This window comes from Actinomyces radicidentis (genome assembly GCF_001553565.1).
Classification (GTDB): Bacteria; Actinomycetota; Actinomycetes; order Actinomycetales; family Actinomycetaceae; genus Actinomyces; species Actinomyces radicidentis.
Genome location: NZ_CP014228.1, coordinates 3,019,857 through 3,037,346 on the forward strand (window position 1 = coordinate 3,019,857; position 17,490 = coordinate 3,037,346).

11 protein-coding genes and 4 tRNA genes are annotated in these 17,490 nt (G+C 71.9%); 1 reads left to right on the top strand and 14 read right to left on the bottom strand.

What is annotated here, in order from left to right:
- Positions 1 to 5 precede the first annotated feature (5 nt).
- The 8 genes from AXF14_RS12780 to gltX form a co-directional block, all read right to left on the bottom strand.
- Entirely contained in the window at positions 6 to 2,927 is a 2,922-nt protein-coding gene (locus tag AXF14_RS12780) for an FtsK/SpoIIIE family DNA translocase (RefSeq protein WP_067943756.1), read from the bottom strand.
- A gap of 225 nt (positions 2,928 to 3,152) precedes the next feature.
- On the bottom strand, positions 3,153 to 4,088 hold the full coding sequence (locus AXF14_RS12785; protein WP_067943757.1) for a PfkB family carbohydrate kinase: 936 nt from the start codon (positions 4,086 to 4,088) through the stop codon (positions 3,153 to 3,155).
- A gap of 11 nt (positions 4,089 to 4,099) precedes the next feature.
- Entirely contained in the window at positions 4,100 to 5,734 is a 1,635-nt protein-coding gene (locus AXF14_RS12790; RefSeq protein ID WP_067944464.1) for a ribonuclease J, read from the bottom strand.
- A 177-nt stretch (positions 5,735 to 5,911) separates the two neighbouring features.
- Positions 5,912 to 5,986: transfer RNA gene (locus tag AXF14_RS12795), tRNA-OTHER, on the bottom strand.
- A gap of 63 nt (positions 5,987 to 6,049) precedes the next feature.
- Positions 6,050 to 6,122 (bottom strand) — tRNA-Glu (locus AXF14_RS12800).
- Between the two features lie 35 nt (positions 6,123 to 6,157).
- Positions 6,158 to 6,230: transfer RNA gene (locus AXF14_RS12805), tRNA-Glu, on the bottom strand.
- Positions 6,231 to 6,314: 84 nt separating this feature from the next.
- Positions 6,315 to 6,386, bottom strand: a tRNA-Gln gene (locus AXF14_RS12810).
- Between the two features lie 230 nt (positions 6,387 to 6,616).
- Positions 6,617 to 8,191 (bottom strand): glutamate--tRNA ligase, encoded by a 1,575-nt coding sequence (gltX, locus tag AXF14_RS12815; protein WP_067943759.1) that lies wholly within the window; start codon positions 8,189 to 8,191, stop codon positions 6,617 to 6,619.
- 71 nt (positions 8,192 to 8,262) lie between these two features.
- Here gltX and AXF14_RS12820 point away from each other — a divergent pair, with 71 nt between their 5' ends.
- Positions 8,263 to 9,510: a MalY/PatB family protein gene (locus AXF14_RS12820; protein WP_067943761.1), complete on the top strand. Its 1,248-nt coding sequence runs from the start codon at positions 8,263 to 8,265 to the stop codon at positions 9,508 to 9,510.
- A 55-nt stretch (positions 9,511 to 9,565) separates the two neighbouring features.
- On the opposite strand, the gene AXF14_RS12825 is transcribed toward AXF14_RS12820, so the two are convergent.
- From AXF14_RS12825 to AXF14_RS12850, 6 genes are all read right to left on the bottom strand, one after another.
- A complete protein-coding gene (locus AXF14_RS12825) occupies positions 9,566 to 10,390 on the bottom strand; it encodes a fumarylacetoacetate hydrolase family protein (RefSeq protein WP_067943763.1) in 825 nt (274 codons plus the stop codon).
- A 140-nt stretch (positions 10,391 to 10,530) separates the two neighbouring features.
- Positions 10,531 to 12,075, bottom strand: coding sequence for an alanine/glycine:cation symporter family protein (locus AXF14_RS12830; protein ID WP_067943765.1), 1,545 nt, complete (start codon positions 12,073 to 12,075; stop codon positions 10,531 to 10,533).
- A 301-nt stretch (positions 12,076 to 12,376) separates the two neighbouring features.
- Complete coding sequence (locus AXF14_RS12835; RefSeq protein ID WP_067943767.1) at positions 12,377 to 13,861, bottom strand: alanine/glycine:cation symporter family protein; 1,485 nt, start codon at positions 13,859 to 13,861, stop codon at positions 12,377 to 12,379.
- A gap of 3 nt (positions 13,862 to 13,864) precedes the next feature.
- On the bottom strand, positions 13,865 to 15,391 hold the full coding sequence (locus AXF14_RS12840) for an alanine/glycine:cation symporter family protein (RefSeq protein ID WP_067943769.1): 1,527 nt from the start codon (positions 15,389 to 15,391) through the stop codon (positions 13,865 to 13,867).
- Positions 15,388 to 16,896 (bottom strand): alanine/glycine:cation symporter family protein, encoded by a 1,509-nt coding sequence (locus AXF14_RS12845; RefSeq protein WP_067943771.1) that lies wholly within the window; start codon positions 16,894 to 16,896, stop codon positions 15,388 to 15,390. The genes AXF14_RS12840 and AXF14_RS12845 overlap by 4 nt, the downstream gene beginning before the upstream one ends.
- Before the next feature lie 234 nt (positions 16,897 to 17,130).
- Positions 17,131 to 17,421 (bottom strand): hypothetical protein, encoded by a 291-nt coding sequence (locus tag AXF14_RS12850; RefSeq protein WP_067943773.1) that lies wholly within the window; start codon positions 17,419 to 17,421, stop codon positions 17,131 to 17,133.
- Positions 17,422 to 17,490 lie beyond the last annotated feature (69 nt).

A 17,490-nucleotide genomic window follows, 5' to 3' on the forward strand; every position in this document is an offset into this window, starting at 1 on the left:
GGCGCTCACCAGGAGGCGCCGCGACCGGTGAGGCTCCAGGCGTCCTCGGAGTCCTCCTCGGCGTCGAGGTCCTCCCAGGACTCCGACTCCGGGATCCCGCGGTCGGCCTCGAGCGGGTCGGTCGCGTAGCGGTCGGTGACGGCGGCGGCCGGCGCGGCGGCGTCCTCGGGCGTGCCCGCCGAGGAGGCGGAGCCGGGGGCCGCGCCGTCGCCCTTGATCCAGGCGAGGGTCTCCTCGAGCTGCTCGGGCTGGACGAGGACCTCACGGGCCTTGGAGCCCTCGGAGGGGCCGACGACCTCACGGGTCTCGAGCAGGTCCATGAGACGTCCCGCCTTGGCGAAGCCGACGCGGAGCTTGCGCTGGAGCATCGAGGTGGAGCCGAACTGGCTGGAGATGATGAGCTCGGCGGCCTGCAGGAGCAGGTCCATGTCGTCGCCGATCTCCTCGTCGATCTGCTTCTTGACCTCGGGGACGATGACGTCCTCGCGGTACTCGGGCTCGAGCTGGCCCTTGACGTGGGCGACGACCTGGCGGATCTCGGACTCGGTGACCCACGAGCCCTGGACGCGGACCGGGGCGGAGGCGCCGGGGCCGAGGTAGAGGGCGTCGCCCTGGCCGGTGAGGGTCTCGGCGCCGTTCTGGTCGAGGATGACGCGGGAGTCGAGCTGCGAGGCCGTGGCGAAGGCGAGGCGCGAGGGGACGTTGGACTTGATGAGTCCGGTGACCACCTGCGCGACCGGCCGCTGGGTGGCCAGGACCAGGTGGATGCCGGCGGCGCGGGCCAGCTGCGTGATGCGCTGGATGGAGGCCTCGACGTCCTTGGGGGCCGTCATCATGAGGTCGGCGAGCTCGTCGACGACCACCAGGAGGTAGGGGTACGGGGCGAGGACCCGCTGGGAGCCCTCGAGGGGCTGGACCTCACCCGCGCGCACGGCCTTGTTGAAGTCGTCGATGTGCTTGAAGCCGAAGGAGGCGAGGTCGTCGTAGCGGGCGTCCATCTCGCGCACGACCCACTCGAGGGCCTCGGCGGCCTTCTTGGGACTCGTGATGATGGGCGTGATGAGGTGCGGGATGCCCTCGTAGATGGTGAGCTCGACGCGCTTGGGGTCGACGAGGACCATGCGGACCTCCTCCGGCGTCGCCCGCATCATGATCGAGGTGATCATGGAGTTGACGAAGGAGGACTTACCGGAACCGGTCTGACCGGCGACGAGCATGTGCGGGGTCTTGGCGAGGTTGGTGACGACGTAGTCGCCCTCGACGTTCTTGCCCAGGCCCACCACCAGCGGGTGCGTCTGCTTCTTGGCGGCGCCGGACCGCAGGACGTCGCCGAGCTTGACCATCTCGCGGTCGGAGTTCGGGATCTCGACGCCGATGGCGCTCTTGCCGGGGATCGGGGTGAGGAGGCGGATCTCGTCGGAGCCCACCGCGTAGGCGATGTTCTTCTCCTGGCTCGTCACGCGCGAGACGTTGACGCCGCGGCCCAGGTGGACCTCGTAGCGGGTGACCTGCGGGCCGCGCGTGTAGCCGGTGACGGTGGCGTCGACGTTGAACTCGGTGAAGACGTCCTGGAGCTTGTCGACGATCGCGTCGTTGGCCTCGGTGCGGGTGGCGTGGCCGGGGCCGGGCTCGAGGAGGTTCTCGGGAGGCAGGGAGTAGCTGGAGCCGTCGGGCAGCTCCATCGCGCGCATGGCGATCTCGTCGTCGAGGTCGGGCCCGGCGTCGAGGGCCGGGGTCTCCTCGGTGACGGCGTCGGGCTCGGTCGGCGGGACGGGGCGCTCGTCCTCGGCGAGCGGCGTCGTGGCGCCTCGCCTGCCCTGCTTGGAGGACTTGCGCGGGCGCACGGCCGGCGGCTCGAGCTCCTCGTCGGGGGCCGAGGCGGACAGGGACTCGTCGACTGCCATCGGGTCGTCGAGGGAGAGCTGCTCGGTGGCGAGCTCGTTGCCGTCGGGGCCGATCGGGATGTCGACCTCGTCCGCGCTGGGACGGCGCGAGCCGCGGCCCCGGCCGCGCCTGGAGGAGGCGGGCTCGAGGACGGTGGTGGCGGAGTCGTCGCCCTCGCCGGCGAGCTCGGCGTCGACGGCGGACATGTCCGAGGTGTCGTAGGAGGGGGTGGTCGAGCGACGGCGGCGACCGTTGCCGCGCGGGCGCTCGTCGGTCTCGATGGCGGAGCGGAAGGCCTCGTCGCCGTCGTAGGAGTCGATGCCGGACTCCTCGTCCCAGTCCGCGTCGCGGCCGCCGATCTGGCGGGCGCGCCCGAGGAGGCGGGTCGCGAGGGTGTCGCCGGGCTCCCCCGGCTCGCGCCCGGCCTCGGCGTCGGCGCGCTCGCGCCGCTCGGCGAGGGAGTCGCGCATGTCGGCGACGGTCCGCCCGGAGATGACGATGACGGAGAAGACGATGAGGAGGACGAAGAGGATGACGGCGCCGACCGGGCTGAAGAGCGCGGCGAGCGGGTAGCCGATGACCCAGCCGAGCAGGCCGCCGGCGCGTTCGAGGACGTCGATGCCGTCGCCGAAGGCCGGGTTGCCCTCGACGACCTGGATGATGCCCGTGACCCCTGCGAGGACGCCGAGGCTGCCGACCGTGATGCGGGCGTGGACGCCGTCGGCCTCGTGGACGCGCAGCATGAGGACGCCGGCCGCGGCGAGGAGGAGCGGCACGAGGACGCCGAGGACGCCGACGGGGCCGGCGGCGAGGTGGTGGAGCAGGGCGCCGGCGGCGCCGGAGACCCCGAACCACTCGCGCAGTCCGGTGACGACGGCGAGGGCGAGGAGGACGAAGGCCCAGCCGGTGCGCCGGTAGCGACCGCCGCGGGGCGTCTCGACGACGTCGGCGCCGCGCGGGGCGCGGCCGCCCTGGGACCCGCCGGATCGTGACCGGGAGGAGCCCTGGGTGCGGGTGCTGGTGGAGGTACGACGGTTGGGCATGATGTCTTCGACGCTACCGGCCAGACCCTGCCGAACCCGCGGCGCCACGCCGGAAAGCGCGGGCGGCGTGGGCCACGCCTCAGGGTCCCGAGCGGCGTTCGGGGCTCCCTGGAGGAGCGCTCCCCCGTCCCGGTCGGGCGGCCCGCGAGGGCTGGCGCCGGCCCGCCGCCGCCCATGGCACAAGGAACCATGCGCGCCGGTCGCTGCGCGCGAGGCGGTGCGGGATCAGTCCCGGGGGCCGGCGTCCTGGGTGAGGAGCGCGTCGATCTCGTCGCGGCGCGGTGCGCGGGCGGGCCCGAGACGGGAGACGGCCTCGGCGGCGGCGGCGTTCGCGCGCCGCGCCGCGGTGACGGGGTCGAGCCCCTCCATGAGGCCGGCGACGAGGACGCCGGTGTGGGTGTCCCCCGCGCCCGTCGTGTCGACGACGCCGCGGGCGAAGCCGGGCACCTCGATCCGCTCGCCGGTCGCGAGCCAGAGCACGCAGCCGTGGACGCCGGTGCGGCGCACGATGAGCGCGTCCGGGCAGGCCTCGCGCAGGGCGACGGGGCTGCCGAGCCGGGCGTGGAGCTGCGTGATCTCGAGATGGTTCCCGGTCAGGAGCGTCGTCCGGCGCAGGATCGCGGAGAGGACGTCGTCCTGGACCTCGGTCTGCACGGGGCCGAGGTCGATGACGAGGCCGACGCCCTCGGGCAGCGAGAGCAGCCAGTCCGGGATGATGGCGCGGCTGGCCGGGTGGACGAGGTCGTAGCCGGTGGCGTAGACCCAGTCCCCCTCCAGGAGGTCGAGGCTCTCGAGGTCCTCGAGCTGGGGCTCGGCCTCGACGCCCTGGGTGGTGATGAAGGTGCGTCGGCCCGAGGGCTCGATGAGGGTCGTGCAGGTGCCGATGTCGCCGACGAGCTCCTCGACGAGGACCTGGACGCCGTCGAGCGCCATCTGGTCGCGGACCTGACGGGAGTTCGGGCCGGTGCCGAGCGTCGCGGCGAGCGCCGCGGCCTGCCCCTGGCGGGCGACCGCGGAGACCACCGTGTAGCCGCCGCCGACGGTCGGCCCGGAGGAGACGGCCGTGACGGCGCCGCCGGGCTGGGGCACGCGGCCCACGCGCAGCGGCAGGTCCATGAGGACGGACCCGGTGGAGATGAAGCAGGCCGGCCGACGGGTCATCGCGCGGTCCCTCAGGCCTCGATGACCACCGGGACGATCATCGGGCGGCGCTTGAGGCGGCGGCCGACGAAGCGTCCGACGGTGCGGCGCATGACCTGCTGGAGGGAGTGGGCGTCCTGGTTGCCCTTGTCGAGGGCCTCCTGGAGGGCCTTGGTGACGTCGGGGAGGATCTCGCCGAGCACCTCGTCGTCCTCGGCGACGCCGCGGGCCTGGATGTCCGGGCCGGCGAGGATCGTGCCGGTCTTGGTCTCGACGACGGCGTAGACGGAGATGAAGCCCTCCTCGGAGAGGATGCGGCGGTCCTTGAGCTCGGTCTCGTCGATCTCGCCGACGGAGGAGCCGTCGACGTAGACGTAGCCGCAGGGCACGGCGCCGGCGATGCGGGCGCGGCCGTCGACGAGGTCGACGACGACGCCGTCCTCGGCGAGAACGACGTTCTTCGGGTTGACGCCGGTCTTGACGGCCAGCGCCCCGTTGGCGACGAGGTGGCGGATCTCGCCGTGGATCGGCATGACGTTCTCAGGGGCCACGATGTTGTAGACGTGGAGGAGCTCCTCGGAGGAGGCGTGCCCGGAGACGTGGACCTTGGCGTTGCCCTGGTGGACGACGCGGGCGCCGAGGCGCATGAGCTGGTTGATGACGCGGTAGACGCTGTTCTCGTTGCCCGGGATGAGGGAGGAGGCGAAGATGACGGTGTCCCCCGGCTCGACCGTGACGGAGCGGTGCTCGCCGTGGGCCATGCGGGACAGGGCGGCCATCGGCTCGCCCTGGGAGCCGGTCACCATGAGGACGCGCTCGTCGTCGGGGACGGAGTTGACGTCGCGGGCGTCGATGAGGACGCCGTCGGGGACCTTGAGGTAGCCGCGCTCGGCGGCGATGCCCATGTTGCGGACCATGGAGCGGCCGACGAGGGCGACCTTGCGGCCGTGGAGGGCGGCGGCGTCGAGGACCTGCTGGACGCGGTGCACGTGGCTCGAGAACGACGCGACGATGATCTGCTGGTCGGACTCGGCGAAGACGTTGTCGAGGACGGGGCCGATCTGGGCCTCGTGGCCGATCATGCCGGGGACCTCGGCGTTGGTGGAGTCGACGAGGAAGAGGTCGACGCCCTCGTCGGCGAAGCGCGCGAAGGAGCGCAGGTCGGTGATGCGGCCGTCGATCGGCAGGGAGTCGATCTTGAAGTCGCCCGTGATGAGCGCCTTGCCGGCCGCGGTGCGGATGAAGCAGGCCATCGCGTCCGGGATGGAGTGGTTGACGGCGACGAACTCGAGGTCGAAGGGGCCGTAGGAGACGCGCTCGTGCTCGCGGACGACGCGCAGGCTGGGGCGGATGCGGTGCTCCTTGAGCTTGGCCTCGACGAAGGCGAGAGTGAGCTGGGAGCCGACGATCGGGATGTCGTCGCGCAGTCGCAGGAGGTAGGGGACGCCGCCGATGTGGTCCTCGTGCCCGTGGGTGAGGACGAGGCCGACGACGTCGTCGATGCGGTCCTCGATGGAGGAGAAGTCCGGGAGGATGAGGTCGACGCCGGGCTGGTCCTCCTCGGGGAAGAGGACGCCGCAGTCGACGACGAGGAGCTTGCCGTCGACCTCGAAGACGGTCATGTTGCGCCCGACCTCGCCGAGGCCACCCAGCGGGGTGATGCGCATCGCGCCGTCGGGGATCGGACCGGGGGCCTTGAGCGTGGGGAAGTTCGTCACGCGGGCAGTGTAGCCAGTGGGGCCGACCGCGGCGCCGCGGCTCCGCTGGGCGCGAGCGCGGGTGGGGCAGGCCCGCAGCGGGGAACGAGAAGAGCCCGACCGCTGGCGCGGTCGGGCTCCTGGTGGTGGTACCCCGTGCCGGATTTGAACCGGCGCTGCCGCCGTGAGAGGCGGTGTCCTGGGCCGCTAGACGAACGGGGCTCAGAGGCTCTGAATGAGCAGAGGCTGTGTTCAGTTTCTCCTGGACCGGACGAGCCGGAACCGTACCCCGTACCGGATTTGAACCGGTGCTGCCGCCGTGAGAGGGCGGTGTCCTGGGCCGCTAGACGAACGGGGCCTTGAACCAGCATCCGCCTGAGACGGTGCTGCTCGTACCCCGTACCGGATTTGAACCGGTGCTGCCGCCGTGAGAGGGCGGTGTCCTGGGCCGCTAGACGAACGGGGCTCCCAAGTGGATTCACTTGTGGCGGGCAAAGAAATCATGCAGATCGAATTCGGGAGAATGTCGTCCGAATTCCTTCGCTCTCCGCTGGGGTACCAGGACTCGAACCTAGAATGGATGAACCAGAATCACCTGTGTTGCCAATTACACCATACCCCAAATGAATGGTGCGTCCCCGGCCAGCAGTGCCGTCCGGATCAGCGGGTAGTAACTTACACGCCCCCACCCGCGCTGCCAAATCCACGGCGCGTGAGTGCGGACACAAGCCTGCGCCACCACGGCCCCGCGCCCCCGAGGAGGACCCGCCCGCGCTCGTCCAGCCGGGAGCACGACGGCGCCCACCGCCCCGCCGCAGTGGGCGGGAGGCGGCGGGCGCCGTCGTCGGAGGCTCAGGCCAGGCGCGCTCGCAGCGAGCGCAGGCGGGCCAGGGAGGACTCGGCGCCGAGGATCTCCATGGACTCGAAGAGCGGCGGGGAGACCTGGCGGCCGGTGACGGCGACGCGCAGCGGGCCGAAGGCGAGGCGCGGCTTGATGTCGAGGCCCTCGACGATGGCCTCGCGGAGGACCTCCTCGAGGCGCTCGTGCTGCCACTCGCCCACACCGAGGGCGGCCAGGGACTCGATGGCGGCGTCGAGGACGGCCGGGGCGGAGTCCTTCAGCTTCGCCACGGCCTTCTCGTCGAGCTCGAGGGCGTCGTCGGAGACGAAGAGGAAGCCGAGCATGTCGCGGGACTCGCGCAGCAGCTGGACGCGGGTCTGGATGAGCGGGGCGGCGGCGGTGAGCACGTCCTGCTCGCGCTCGGAGAGCTCCGCGAAGGAGTCGGCGGAGACGAGGGGCTGCGCGGTCCACTCGAGGTCGGCCGGGTCGGCGAAGGCGTCGGCGAGGTAGGGCACGAGGCGGTCGCGGAAGTCCTCGGGGGCGAGGAGGCGGACGTGCTCGGCGTTGATGGCCTCGCACTTCTTGGGGTCGAAGCGCGCCGGGTTCGGGTTGACGTCGTGGACGTCGAAGGCGGCGAGCATCTCCGCGGCGGAGAAGACGTCCTCGTCCTTCGACAGGGACCAGCCGAGCAGCGCGAGGTAGTTGAGGAGGCCCTCCGGGATCATGCCGCGGTAACGGTGGATAAGGAGGTTGGACTCGGGGTCGCGCTTGGAGAGCTTCTTGTTGCCCTCGCCCATGACGTAGGGCAGGTGGCCGAACTCGGGGATGAAGTCGGCGCGCCCGATGGCGACGAGGGCGCGGTAGAGGACGACCTGGCGCGGGGTGGAGGACAGGAGGTCCTCACCGCGCAGGACGTGGGTGATGCCCATGGCGGCATCGTCGACGGGGTTGACGAGCGGGTAGAGCGGGTCCCCGTTGGCGCGCACGACGACGTAGTCGGGCACGGAGCCGGCCTTGAAGGTGATGGGTCCGCGGACGAGGTCGGTGAAGGTGACGTCCTCGTCGGGCATGCGCAGGCGCAGGACGGGCTTGCGGCCCTCGGCCTCGTAGGCGGCCTTCTGCTCGGCGGTGAGCTCGCGGTCGTAGCCGTCGTAGCCGAGCTTGGGGTCCTCGCCCTTGGCGCGGTGGCGCTCCTCGACCTCCTCCGGGGTGGAGTAGGACTCGTAGAGGTAGCCGGCCTCGAGGAGCTCGGCGGCGACCCGCCTGTAGAGGTCCATGCGCTCGGACTGGCGGTAGGGCTCGTGCGGGCCGCCCTTGCCGACGCCCTCGTCCCAGTCCATGCCGAGCCAGCGCAGGGAGTCGAGGATGTCGTTGAATGACTCCTCGGAGTCGCGGGCGGCGTCGGTGTCCTCGATGCGGAAGACGAAGGTGCCGCCGGTGTGGCGCGCGTAGGCGTAGTTGAAGAGGCAGGTGCGGACCATGCCGACGTGGGGGGTGCCGGTCGGCGAGGGGCAGAAGCGGACGCGGACGTCGGCGGAGCCGACGGCGGGCAGGGCCGACGCGGGGGTCGAGGCGTTCTCAGTCATGATGGGGCAAGCGTAGCGCCCAGCCCTTCGGGCGCCGCGGCGCCGTCGTACCCCCTTCGTAGAGTGTGCCCATGACCACCAGCACGCGTCTCCTCACTCCCCTGCCCGACGACCTGCGCGCCGCCTACGACGCCCTCACGCCCGAGGCACTCCGCGCTCGGGGCTCCCTCAAGTGGTCGCAGTACGGGGACGCGATCGGAGCCTGGGTGGCGGAGATGGATCTCGGCACCGCGCCCGCCGTGACGCGGGCGCTGCGCGGCGCCGTCGACGACGCCGCCTTCGGCTACATGCCGCCCGCCTTCGCCCAGTCGGCCCGAAAGGCCACCGCCGCCTACCAGGCCGACTCCTTCGGCTGGGACGTGCCCGTCGAGGACGTCTCCCTCCTGCCGGACGTGCTCTCCTCGCTGCGCGCCGTCATTCAGCACTTCACGGCGCCGGGCAGCACCGTCATCGTGCCGACGCCCGCCTACATGCCCTTCCTGTCCATCCCCGGCGAGTACGGGCGCGAGCTCCTCGAGGTCCCGGCGCTGCGCGCGGAGGCCGACGCCATCGCGGCCGGGGCACCCGAGTGGTCCCTCGACCTGGGCGCCATCGAGACTGCCATGGCGAACGGGGCCGGGCTGCTGGTCCTGTGCAACCCGTGGAACCCGGTCGGCCGGGTCCTCACCGCCGACGAGCTCGACGCCGTCGCCGCCCTGTCCTCCCGCTACGGCGTCCCTGTCTTCGCCGACGAGATCCACTCCTGCCTCGTCCTCGAGGAGGGGCTCACGCACGTCCCCTATGCCTCGCGCCCGGGTGCGGACCCCGCGCTCACGTGGACGGCGACCGCCGCCTCCAAGGGCTGGAACCTGCCCGGGCTGCGCTGCGCGCAGCTCATCGCCTCCGGCCCGGCCCGTGAGGCCTGGGAGGCGCAGCCCCTGTGCCAGCACCTCGCCTTCGAGGCCGCAGGCATCGGTGCGCTCGCCACCGCTGCGGCGCTCAGCCCTGAGGGGCGGGCGTGGAACGAGGGGGTGCGCGCCTACGTCCGAGGCAACCGCGACCTGGTGGCGGCGCGGCTCGCAGACGTCAAGGGCATGCGCTTCACGGCTCCGGCCGGCACCTACCTGTCCTGGCTCGACTGCTCCGGGCGTGCCTTCCCCGGGGGCGTCTCCCCCATGAAGCACCTCCTGCGCGAGGCGGGCGTCGCCACGAACGACGGCGCGAGCTTCGGCGCGGGCTACGAGTCCTTCGTGCGCCTCAACCTGGCGACCGGACGGGGCGTCGAGCAGGAGACGGTCTCCTGCATCGCGACGGCGCTGGAGGCGCTGCCACTTCGATGAGCGCGGGCCCGCCCCGGTGATGGGGCGGGCCCGCGGGCCGTTCGAACGGCTGGGATCAGCGGCGCACGACGGGGTTGCCGAAGCCGCCGATGCCCTCGACCTCGACCTCGACGCGCTGACCGGCCTTGATCTCGCCGACGCCGGCGGGCATGCCGGTGAGGATGACGTCGCCGGGCAGGAGCGTGAAGATCCGCGAGACGTAGGCGATGAGCTCGGGGACGCCGCGGATCATGTCCGCCGTCGTGCCCTCCTGGACGACGACGCCGTCCAGGTGCGTGCGCACGACCGCGTCGGAGTGGTCGAAGGCGCCCTCCTTGCCGGGCTCGGGGACCTCGATCCACGGGCCGATGGGGCAGGAGGTGTCGAAGGCCTTCGCGCGGACCCAGCCGACGTCGTTGCGCTGGGCGTCGCGGGCGGAGACGTCGTTGGCGACGGTGTAGCCGAAGACGACGGACTCGGCCTCGCGGGCGGGCACGTCCTTCGCGAGGGTCTTGATGACGACGGCAAGCTCGCCCTCGTAGTGGACCTCCTGCGTCCACTCGGGAAGGACGATCGGGGCGTCAGGGCCGATGACGGCGGTGTTGGGCTTGAGGAAGATGATCGGCTCGGCAGGCGGCTCGCCCCCCATCTCGCGGGCGTGGGCGCCGTAGTTCTTGCCGATGCCGATGACCTTGGAGCGCGGGATGACAGGCGAGAGGAGGCGGGCGTCGGCCAGGTCGACGACCTCGCCGGTCGCCTCGGGGACGGAGTACAGGGGGTCGCCCTTGAGGACGAGGATGTGGCCGGAGGACTCGCCCGACGGGGCGGCCTCGCCCTCCGGGAGGCCCTGGACGATGCCGTAACGGGGCTCGTCCCCCGTGGAGAAGCGTGCGATCTTCATGCCCCGAGCCTAGCCACTCCCCCGCCGCGCCCAGGCACTCGCAGCGCCGCTACCGCACCAGCGGCGCGGGCCGGGACCGTCCCCGGTCCCGGCCCGCGCCGGTGGTGCTGCCCCGCTCGGGGACGTGGGAGCGCGCCGCGTCAGCGCTGCTCGACGGCGACGCCGCCGTTCGTGGCGGAGGCGGAGCCGTCCCAGACGTCGCCGGGGACGTCGCGGGGAAGGTTCGGGTTGCCGGTCCCGACGAAGCGGATGACGTCGATCTCACCGCGCTTCTGCGCCTCGCGCTGCTGCTCCCAGTCGCGCAGGGCGCCGAAGGCCCACTTGCCGAGCAGCGCGATGGAGACGATGTTGATCGTCGCCATGCAGCCCATCGCGACGTCGGAGAGGTTCCAGACGAAGGTCAGCGAGGCGACCGAGCCGATGAAGGTCGCCACGAGGATCATCGTGCGCAGCAGGTAGTGCTTCGACTGGCCCTTGCGGATGAAGTCCATGTTGACCTCGGCGTACGTGAAGTTACCCAGCAGCGAGGAGTAGGCGAAGACGAAGAGGATGAAGGCCATGAGGTACTGAGACCACGAGCCGAGCTGCGAGGTCACGGAGGCGGTCGTGAGGACGCCGGCGGTGTCCGCGTCCGCGCCAGCCGGGGTGTAGACGCCTGAGAGCAGGACGATGAGCGCGGTCGCGGTGCACACGACGATGGTGTCGACGAAGACGCCCATGGACTGGATGAAGCCCTGGTTGACCGGGTGCGAGGTGGTCGCGGTGGCGGCGGCGTTCGGGACGGATCCCTCACCGGCCTCGTTGGAGAACAGGCCTCGCTTGATGCCGTTGATAGCGGCGGCGTAGAGACCGCCGGACAGGCCGGCGAAGGCCTGGTTGAGGCCGAAGGCGCCCTCGAAGATCTCCTTGATCGCCAACGGGATGGCGCCGAGGTTCATGACGAGGATGACGATCGCGATGAGCGCGTACAGCAGGGCCATGAAGGGGGCCATCCACTCGGCGACGCCGGCGACGCGCTTGATGCCCTTGAAGATGATGGGCGCGGTGATGACGACGAGGACGATCGCGGTGACCCACGGCTCGACGCCGAAGGTGTCGTGCGCGGTGGCGGCGATGGTGTTGGCCTGGGTGGCCTCGTAGGCGAAGCCGAAGACGAAGGTGATGACGACGGCGAAGACGGAGCCCCAGGTCCGCGAGCCGAGGCCGCGGGTGATGTAGTAGGCGGGGCCTCCGCGGAAGGTGCCGTCGTGGTGGCGGACCTTGAAGATCTGGGCGAGCGTGGACTCGATGAAGCCGGTGGCCATGCCGACGGTGGCGACGAGCCACATCCAGAAGACGGCGCCGGGTCCGCCCATGGTGATGGCGATGGCGACGCCGACGATGTTGCCGGTGCCGACGCGCGAGGCCAGGCCGATCGCGAAGGCCTGGAAGGAGGAGATGCCGCCCTCGTGCTCGTCGGCGGAGGATCGCGAGCCGGTGATCTCCTTGACCATGTCGCCGAAGTGGCGGAACTGGACGCCGCGGGAACGGATCGTGAAGTACAGGCCGGCGGCGATGAGCACCCAGGCGAGGAACTGACCGTAGAGGTGGTCCGAGACGTTGGCGAGCGAGTCCGCCGCCGAGTCGAGGACCGAGCTCGGGGCCGCGGCTGCGGCGAGCACGGAGGCGCTGAGGAGTGTGGACATGTCGACCTCCAGGGCCGGGGCGGCGTCGACGGCGCGCGCCGTCGACGTTCCGCCGGGTCGGGACGCGGTCTGGCCGGGGGTCGAGCGGGGTCTGCTCGGGCAGGGCGCGCCATGGTAACGCTGCACCTTAAGGAGCGGATGTGGCGACGAGGTACTGCCTATGTTTCCGACGTGTGACAGCGGGGTGCGGGGCACGTCACGTCCAGCTGCCTGCCGTCGCCCCGGCAGGGCCACGCGCTGCGCCGTCCTGCCCCGGCCGCCCGCCGCGGGATCGCGGCGGGCGGCCGGGGCAGCCGGGACCTCACCGCACGGGGGCGGTCTCCCGGGAGTCCGTCCGCTCCCCGGCCCAGACGTCGCCCTCGAGCTCGCCGGGCAGGTAGCGGTTGCCGGTGGCGACGAAGCGCGGTGCCTCGACGCCGGCGGCCCGCTGGGCCTCCCAGTCCCGCAGCGCCCCGCCCACCCAGCGCGACAGGGCGACGATGGCGATGAGGTTGAGGATCGCGCCGGCGCCCAGGAGCACGTCGGCGAGGGTCCACACGGTGGTGAGGGCCGCACCACCGCCCACGAAGGAGCAGACGACGGCGGCCGCGCGCAGCGCCGTCGGCGCCCAGGAGCGCTTCGTGAGGTAGTCGAGGCTGACCTCGGCGTAGGAGAAGGCCCCGAGGATCGTCGAGTAGGCGAGGACGAGGATGAGGAGGGTCATCGGCCAGCTCGTCCAGCTCCCGAGCAGGTGCGCGATGGCCCGCTGGGTGAGGGTGCCGGAGACGTCGACGCCGTCGGCTCCCGTGACGCCGGGCGTGTAGACGGTGCCGTCGTCGGCGCTGGCGATGAGGATGGCCAGCGCCGTCGCCGTGCACACGAGCATGGTGTCGACGAAGACGCCGAAGGCCTGGATGAAGCCCTGCTGCGCCGGGTGGGCGACAGTGGCCGAGCCCGAGGCGCAGGCGGCTCCGCCCAGACCGGCCTCGTTGGAGAAGAGGCCGCGGCGCACGCCGTTGAGGACGGCGGCGGCCACTCCCCCGGCGGCTCCGGCCAGCCCGGCCCGCAGGCCGAAGGCGCCGGCGACGATCTGCCCCAGGGCGGTACCCGCCTGCTCGGGGTGGGTGACGATGATGAGCAGGACGAGGACGATGTAGGCGATCGCCATGATCGGCGCCATCCACTCGGTGACGCTCGCGATGGAGCGCAGGCCGCCGAGGAGCACCGGTGCCACGAGCACCGCGACGATCGCGGCGCCCCACCAGGGGTTGAGCCCGGCGGAGGACTCGAGGGCCGCGGTCATGGCGTTGGCCTGCACCATGGGCATCGCGAGCCCGTTGGCGACCATGAAGACGACGGCGAAGACCGCGCCGATGACGGGCCAGTGCAGGCCGCGGGCGAGGTAGTAGGCGGGGCCGCCGCGGAAGGTGCCGTCGCCGCGGCGCACCTTGAAGACCTGGCCGAGGGTGGCCTCGCAGAAGGCGGTCGCCATGCCGACGAGGGCGACGACCCACATCCAGAACACGGCGCCCGGCCCGCCGAGGACGAGGGCGAGGGCGACGCCGACGACGTTGCCCGTGCCGACGCGGCAGGCGAGACCGACGGCGAAGGCCTGGAAGGAGGAGATCCCGCCCTCCGCCCCGGATCGCGAGCCGGCGACGGCGCGCAGCACGGAGCGGACGTGACGGAGCTGGACGGCGCGGGTGCGCCAGGTGACGAAGGCGCCGACTCCGAGGAGGAGCCAGACGAGGACCGTGCCGAAGAGCCAGTTGGACAGGGTGGACAGGACGGTGTCGACGATGCTCACGGCTCAGGCCTCCCCACCGGCGGCGGGCGCCTGGGACGACGTCGTGGCGGCGCGCTCGGGGCGGGGCTCCCAGACGCCGTCGGCGGTGTCTCCGGGCAGGAGCGGGTTGCCGTGCCCGACGAAGACCGGGTCGGCGACGCCGACGGCCCGCTGCGCCTCGAAGTCGCGCAGGGCGCCGAGGGCCCAGGGGGCGAGGCGCACGATGGCGACGAGATTGAGCAATCCCATGAGGCCCAGGGCGATGTCCGTGAGGGCCCAGACGATGGGCAGGGTGAGGACGGTTCCGGCGAAGGCCGCTGCGGTGAGCAGGACGCCGAGGACCTGCTCGGCACGGAGCTCCCCGCCCAGGAAGTTCACGTTGACCTGTGAGTACGAGTAGCAGCCGAGCACGGTGGAGAAGACGAGGATGAAGATGAGGACGACCATCGGCCAGGTGGTCCACTCCCCCAGGTGCTCGACGACGGCCTGCTGGGTGAGGACGGCGCCCACGAGGCCCTGCTTGCCGGGCTGGTAGGTGTCCGTGGCGAGCAGGATGAGGAGTCCGGTCGCGGTGCACACGAGGATCGTGTCGACGAAGACGCCGAAGGACTGGATGAGGCCCTGCCTCACGGGGTGCGTCGTCGTCGCGGTGCCCGCGGCGTTCGGAGCGGTGCCGAGACCGGCCTCGTTGGAGAACAGGCCTCGGCGCACGCCGTTAAGGACGGCGGCGAAGAGGCCGCCGGCGACGCCGTAGAGCGCCTGGTCGGCACCGAAGGCGCCGCGGAGGATCTCGGCCAGGACGTGCGGGAGCTGACCGAGGTGCATGCAGATGACGACGATCGTCATGACGACGTAGACGAGCGCCATGAGGGGTGCCATCCACTCGGCCGCGCGGGCCACGGCGTGGAGACCGCCGAGCACGATCGGGAGGGTGAGGACGATGAGGACGACGCCGACCATCCACGGCTGGACGCTGGGGACGGTCGCGTTGATGATGCCGGCCAGGGAGTTCGTCTGGACCATGACGACCGTGAGGCCGACGGCAACGATGCACAGGACGGCGAAGACGCCCGACCAGAAGCGCGAGCCGAGCCCGTGCCGGATGTAGTACGCGGGGCCGCCGTGGAAGGTGAGGCCGCGGCCGCGGACCTTGAAGACCTGGGCGAGGGTGGACTCGATGAAGGCGGTCGCCATGCCGAGGACCGCGACGACCCACATCCAGAACAGGGCGCCCGGTCCGCCGGCGACGACGGCGAGGGCGACGCCGGCGACGTTGCCGATGCCCACGCGGGCGGCGAGCCCGACGGCGAAGGCCTGGAAGGAGGAGATCCCGCCCTCCGCGCCGGAGCGGGAGGAGGTGATGGTCCGCAGCATCGTGCCGAGGTGGCGCAGCTGGACGCCGCGGGTGCGGACGGTGAAGTACAGGCCGCAGGCGATGAGGAGGACCGCGAGGACGTAGGTGTAGAGGCGGTCGTCGATGGTGTTGAGGGCAGCCTCGACGTCGGCGGCGCTGAGGGCCGGGAGGGCGGCGGCCGTGAGGATCGTGCTCATCGCTCGGCCCCCGTCGCGGCGGCGGGCTGGGTGGTCTCGGGGACGCCGCTCCAGACGTCGCCGGGCACGTCGGCCGGGAGGAAGCGGTTGCCGGTGCCGCGGAAGACGGGCTCGGCCACTCCGGCGGCGCGCTGGGCCTCGTAGTCCTTGAGGACGCCGACGCCCCAGCGGGACAGGGCGATGAGGGCGACGAGGTTGGTGAGGGTCATGATCGCCATGGCGATGTCGACGGCGTTCCAGACGACGTCGAGGGACAGGACGGCGCCCGCGGTGGCGGACAGGGCGCTCACCCAGCGCACGATCCAGCTCGCCCACTTCCTGCCGCCCGTCAGGAAGGACATGTTGACGTCGGAGTAGACGTAGGCGGCGATGATCGAGGAGTAGGCGAGGACGAAGATGAGGACGGCCATGGGGGCCACGGTCCAGCCGCCGAGCTCGTGGGAGATGGCGAGGGTCGTGAGGTTGGCGGGGTTGGCGCCCTCCGCGGTCCAGGTCTCGGGGCCGGCGATGAGGATGACGAAGGCGGTCGCGGTGCACACGACGATGGTGTCGATGAAGACGCCGAGCGACTGGATGAAGCCCTGCTGGACGGGGTGCGTGACGGTGGCGGTGGCGGCGGCGTTGGGGGCGGTGCCCTGGCCGGCCTCGTTGGAGAACAGGCCGCGCTTCGTGCCGTTGACGACGGCGGCCATGATCCCGCCGCCGAGGCCTCCGAGGATCGGCTGCGGGGCGAAGGCGCCGCGGACGATCTGGCCGAGCACGTCGACGAAGGAGGCGAGGTTGGTGAGGCAGATGAAGAGGACGAGGGCGACGTAGATGAGCGCCATGATCGGCGCCATCCACTCGGTCACGCGGGCCACGGAGCGGATCCCGCCGAAGACGACGACGGCGGTGAGGACGAAGGTGAGCGCCGCGACGACGAGCTGGGCGGCGGTGAGACCGCCGAAGCCGGGCAGGGCGGACTCGCCGGAGCCGAAGGCCTCGACGAGGGTGCCGGCGAAGGCGTTGGACTGCACCGAGGTGATGACGAAGCCGCAGGTGAGGACCGTGATGACGGCGAAGGTGCCGCCGAGGGCCTTGGAGCGCATGCCGCCGGCCATGTAGAAGGCGGGGCCGCCGCGGAAGGTGCCGTCGGCGGCGCGCGCCTTGAAGACCTGGGCGAGAGTGGCCTCGAAGAAGGCGGTCGCCATGCCGACCAGGGCGACGACCCACATCCAGAAGATGGCGCCGGGCCCGCCCATGAGGAGGGCGGCGGCGACGCCGAAGACGTTGCCGACGCCGACGCGGGCGGCGAGCGAGATCGCGAAGGCCTGGAAGGAGGAGATCCCGCCCTCAGCGCCCGAGCGCGAGCCGGCGACCTGCCGGACCATGTCGGGCAGGTGGCGGACCTGGACCGCGCGGGTGATGACCGTGAGGAAGAGACCGGTGGCGATGAGGACCCACATGGTGACGTGGGCCGTGATCCAGTCGGCGACCGTGAGGAGGTTGGCTGCGAGGGCGTCCATGGGAAGAGGACCTTCGGGGCTCGTCGGGGCGGGGAACGGCGGGATCGTCTCATAACCCGTGTGTCATGACCCTTACCGTTCGTCCCATGGCCTGGGACCGAGGTCCGTTCCGACGGCGTGCTCGCCGGTCATCGGGGCGCTGCGCGACGCGGCCCTCCAGGTCCCGGACGGCTGCCAGGCGTGCGGGCCGGTCCCCTTCACGGACGGCACGTACCAGTCGGAGAACGGCGCCGGCTACCTCGGCATGATGATGAGGGACGCCGGGAAGGCCATCGACCCGAGCGCCGTCGACGCGCTCACGAGCCAGGACCTGCCCATCGAGGGCACGTCCTCCGCGGGCCGCCTCTCCACGATGAGCGTCACGGACACCTCGACCTGCCAGTCCGTGGAGGACTCGGCGGCCGCCGCCTCGAGCGACCCGGCGGCGACGACGACCTTCGTCTGCACGATCTCGGGCGGGGACCACGGCCGGCTCGGGGTCTCGGCGACCGCGCGCCGTGACGCCCCCGGCGAGTACGTCCTCACCTACCTCCATCAATCACCGGGTGACCGGGTCGGCCGTGCCCGTGCCCGGGCCGACGGCGTCGGCGTCGG